This window comes from Roseiarcus fermentans, assembly GCF_003315135.1.
Classification (GTDB): domain Bacteria; phylum Pseudomonadota; class Alphaproteobacteria; order Rhizobiales; family Beijerinckiaceae; genus Roseiarcus; species Roseiarcus fermentans.
In genome coordinates, this window is the sequence record NZ_QNRK01000071.1 from 1 (window position 1) to 3,581 (window position 3,581).

The following is a 3,581-nucleotide window of genomic DNA, read 5'->3' on the forward strand; positions in this document are numbered from 1 at the left end:
GCGGGCGCCGTCGATGGTCATGGCGTTCTGGTCGAGCGCGACGGTGACGGGGAAGACGAAGCTGTCGGGCTGGCCGGGGGCGGTGGCGGGCTGCTGGGCGGCGTTGGCGGCGGAGGCGGCGTTGGCGAGCGCGCGCTTGGCCTCCTGCTCGGCGATGGCGCTCGGCGCGATCTTGACCACCCGGCCGGGGACGACGCCGAAGCGGGTGAACGGGAAGGCGTCGACCTTGACCGCCGCCGGTTGCCCGAGCTTGACGAAGCCGATGTCGAGGTTGGGCACCAGCGCCTCGACCTGAAGCTCGCCCCCCGCCGGCGTGATCACCGCCAGCTGCTGGCCGGTGGTCACCACCTGCCCCACCGTCGTCACCGCCGTCTGCTGCACCACCCCGTCGATCGGGGCGACGAGCCGGGTGCGCTCGAGCCGCGCCGTCGCCTTGGCCAGCGACTGGCGCGCCTCGTCGCGCTTGCGCGAGGCCTCCGCCAGCTTGTTCTCGTTGTCGGCGATGAACTGCGACACCGCCTTCATCCGCTCGCTCTCGAGCTCGCGCAGCGCCGCGTCGGTCTCGATCAGCTGGCCCTCGTCGGAGGCGAGCTGCGACTGCGACTTCTCCAGTTCCTCCTTGGCGTCGTACAGGTTGATCTTGGTGCCGACGTTGAGGTCGATCGCCTGCTGCCGGGTGGCGACGCGCTGCGAGAGCGTCTCCATCAGCGTGTTCTGGAAGGCGATGCTCATGTCGAGCCGCTTCACGGTGGCGCGTTTCTGCGCCATCTGCCGGTCGAGCGCCTTGAGCGCGTCGGCGAGCTGGGTCAGATCGGCGCGCAGCACCGCCTCCTCGCGCATCCGGAACGCCTCCGGCAGCCCCTCGTCCCAGGCGATCGCCGCGTCGGGCCGCTCCGCCAGCGCCTCCACCGGGCTCGGCGCGGGCCCCGCCCGCGCCGGGCTCGCCGGCTTCGCGCCGGCCTTCGCGGCTGGTCCGTCCGCCGCGCCCGCCGCATCGGCCGCCTCGCCGGCCTCGGCGCGCGCCTCCGCCTCGCCCGCCGCCCGCACCTGTTCGATCGCGAACCGCCGCCGCCCGATCTCGGCCCGGCTGGCGTCGAGCGCGTCGCGCGCCGCCGCGGCGTCCGCGCCCGCCTCCGCCGGGTCGAGCTCGAACAGGAGGTCGCCCGCCTTGACCGCCTTCCCCGCCGCGACGTGGATCGCCGCGATCTTGCCCGGATCGAGCGGCTCGATCACCTTCGAATAGCCGGCCGTCTCGACCTTGCCCGGCGCCACCGCGTGCACGTCGAGCCGGCCGACGAACGACCACACCAGCGCTGTCAGCGCAAACAGCGAGATGATCGCCATCAGCGCCAGCGGAACCGGCGGCGGCGGCGACTCGAGAATCTCGATCGCCGCCGGCAGGAACTCCCGGTCGCGGCCCGAAACGGCCGGGCGCGGCGGCGACGCCGGCTGTGGCGCGCGCGGCGCCTCCGCCGGAGGGGGCGTGCGCTGGTTCATGCCGGCGTCCTCGCCTGATCGCTCTGCATCGCCCACAGGTGGGCGTAGAGCCCGCCCGGGCGGCGCAACAGCTCCTCGTGCGTCCCCGCCTCGACGATCTCGCCGCGGCTCATCCCCACGATCCGGGTGCACGGCCGCACCGCCGCCAGCCGGTGGGCGATGACGATCACCGTCCGACCGCGCACGATCGCGCGCATGTTGTCCTGGATGATCCGCTCGCTGTCGTAGTCGAGCGCCGAGGTCGCCTCGTCGAGAATGAGAATGCGCGGGTTGGTCACCAGCGCCCGCGCGATCGCGATCCGCTGCCGCTGCCCGCCCGACAAATTCGCCCCCCGCTCCTCGATCATCGTGTCGTAGCCCTGCGGCAGCCCGGCGATGAACTCGTCGGCCCCGGCCAGCCGCGCCGCCTGCATCACCGCCGCCCGCGGCATCGCCGGGTCGCCGAGCGCGATGTTCTCGTGAATCGTCCGGTTGAACAGCAGGTTCTCCTGCAGCACCACGCCGATCTGGCGCCGCAGCCAGCCGGGATCGAGCTGCGCCGCGTCAACCCCGTCGATCATCACCTGCCCCAGCTGCGGCCCGTACAGCCGCTGGATCAGCTTGGTCAGCGTCGACTTGCCCGAACCCGACGCCCCCACGATCCCGATCACCTCGCCCGCCGCGATCGACAGCGTCACGTTGCGCAAGGCGTCGGGCGCGTCGGGGCGGTAGCGCATCGTCACGTTGCGGAACTCGATCGCCCCCTGCGGCGGCGGCAGCGTCAGCAGGTTCTGCGGAACCGGTTCGGTCGGGCTGTTCAAAATGTCGCCCAGCCGCGCCACCGACACCTGCACCTGCTGGAAATCCTGCCACAATTGCGACAGCCGCAGGATCGGCTGCACCACCTGGCTGGCGATCATGTTGAACGCGATCAGCTCGCCCACCGACATCGCGCCCGCGATCACCGCCTCGGCGCCGAAGAACAGAATCAGCGCCGTGGTGATCTTGCTGACGTACTGGATCATCCCCTGCCCGGCCGCCCCGGTCACCCCGGCGTCGAACGACTTCGACACGTAGGACGCCAGCCGCTCCTCCCATTGCGCCTGCATCATCGGCTCGACGCTCGCCGCCTTCAGCGTCTGCGCCCCCACGATCGATTCGACCAGGAACTGCTGCGAGCGCGCCCCGCGGTTGAACCGCTCGCCGATCTGCTCGCGCAAAATCGGCCGGAGCAGCGCCGCGATCAGCACGTAGACCGGGATCGACACCAGCACCACCAGCGTCAGCTCGACCGAGTAGAGGAACATCACCCCGATGAACACCAGGGTGAACACCAGGTCGAGGCACGCCGTCAGACCCTGCCCGGTGAGAAAGCCGCGGATCGTCTCCAGTTCGCGCATCCTGGCCACCGTCTGCCCGGCGGCGCGCGTCTCGAAATAGGCCAGCGGCAGGCGGAACAGGTGATGAAACAGCCGCCGACCGAGCTCGACGTCGATCCGGTTGGTGGTGTGGCTGAGGGTGTAGGTGCGCAGGAACTGCAGCGCCGTCTCGAACAGCCCGAGCGTCACCATGCCGACAACCAGCACCACCAGCGTCGACAGACCCTTGTGCACCAGCACCTTGTCGACCACCAGCTGGAAGAAGATCGGGGTGATGAGGGCGAACAGCTGCACGAACAGCGACGCCACCAGAACGTGGCCGAGCGGCCGCTTGTAGCGCAGGATCGACGGCCAGAACCAGCGGAAGCCGAAGGTGGTCGGATCGATCCCCGCCCCCGCCAGGCGCCGCGTCACCAGGATCGCCGAGCCCGACGACAGCGCCGCCGCCGCCTCGAGATCCACCTCCCTGGCCGTGCGCGCCACCGGATCGACCAGCCGCACCTTGCCCTTCTCGGAGCCGACCGCGAGCACCGCGTACGCGCCCCCCTTCAGCTCCACGATCGCCGGAACCGGCAGCGCCCCGAGCCGCTTCGCCGTCACCCCCTTCACGATCCGCGACTTCAGCGCCAGAACGTTCGCCGCCCGAACCAGATCCTCCGAACCGGCCTGCCGCCCCGTCAGCGCAAGCTGATGCCGCAACTGCGAAGGATCCGCCGCAATCCGGTA

The 3,581-nt window shown here is 71.0% G+C and carries 2 protein-coding genes; both read right to left on the reverse strand.

All coding sequences use genetic code 11. The features are described from left to right. A partial coding sequence (locus DFR50_RS30970; protein ID WP_113894175.1) for an HlyD family type I secretion periplasmic adaptor subunit occupies positions 1-1,497 on the reverse strand: 1,497 nt, incomplete at its 3' end. Beyond that, the coding region (locus DFR50_RS30975; RefSeq protein WP_113894177.1) for a type I secretion system permease/ATPase at positions 1,494-3,581 on the reverse strand (2,088 nt) is incomplete at its 5' end. The genes DFR50_RS30975 and DFR50_RS30970, both read right to left, overlap by 4 nt.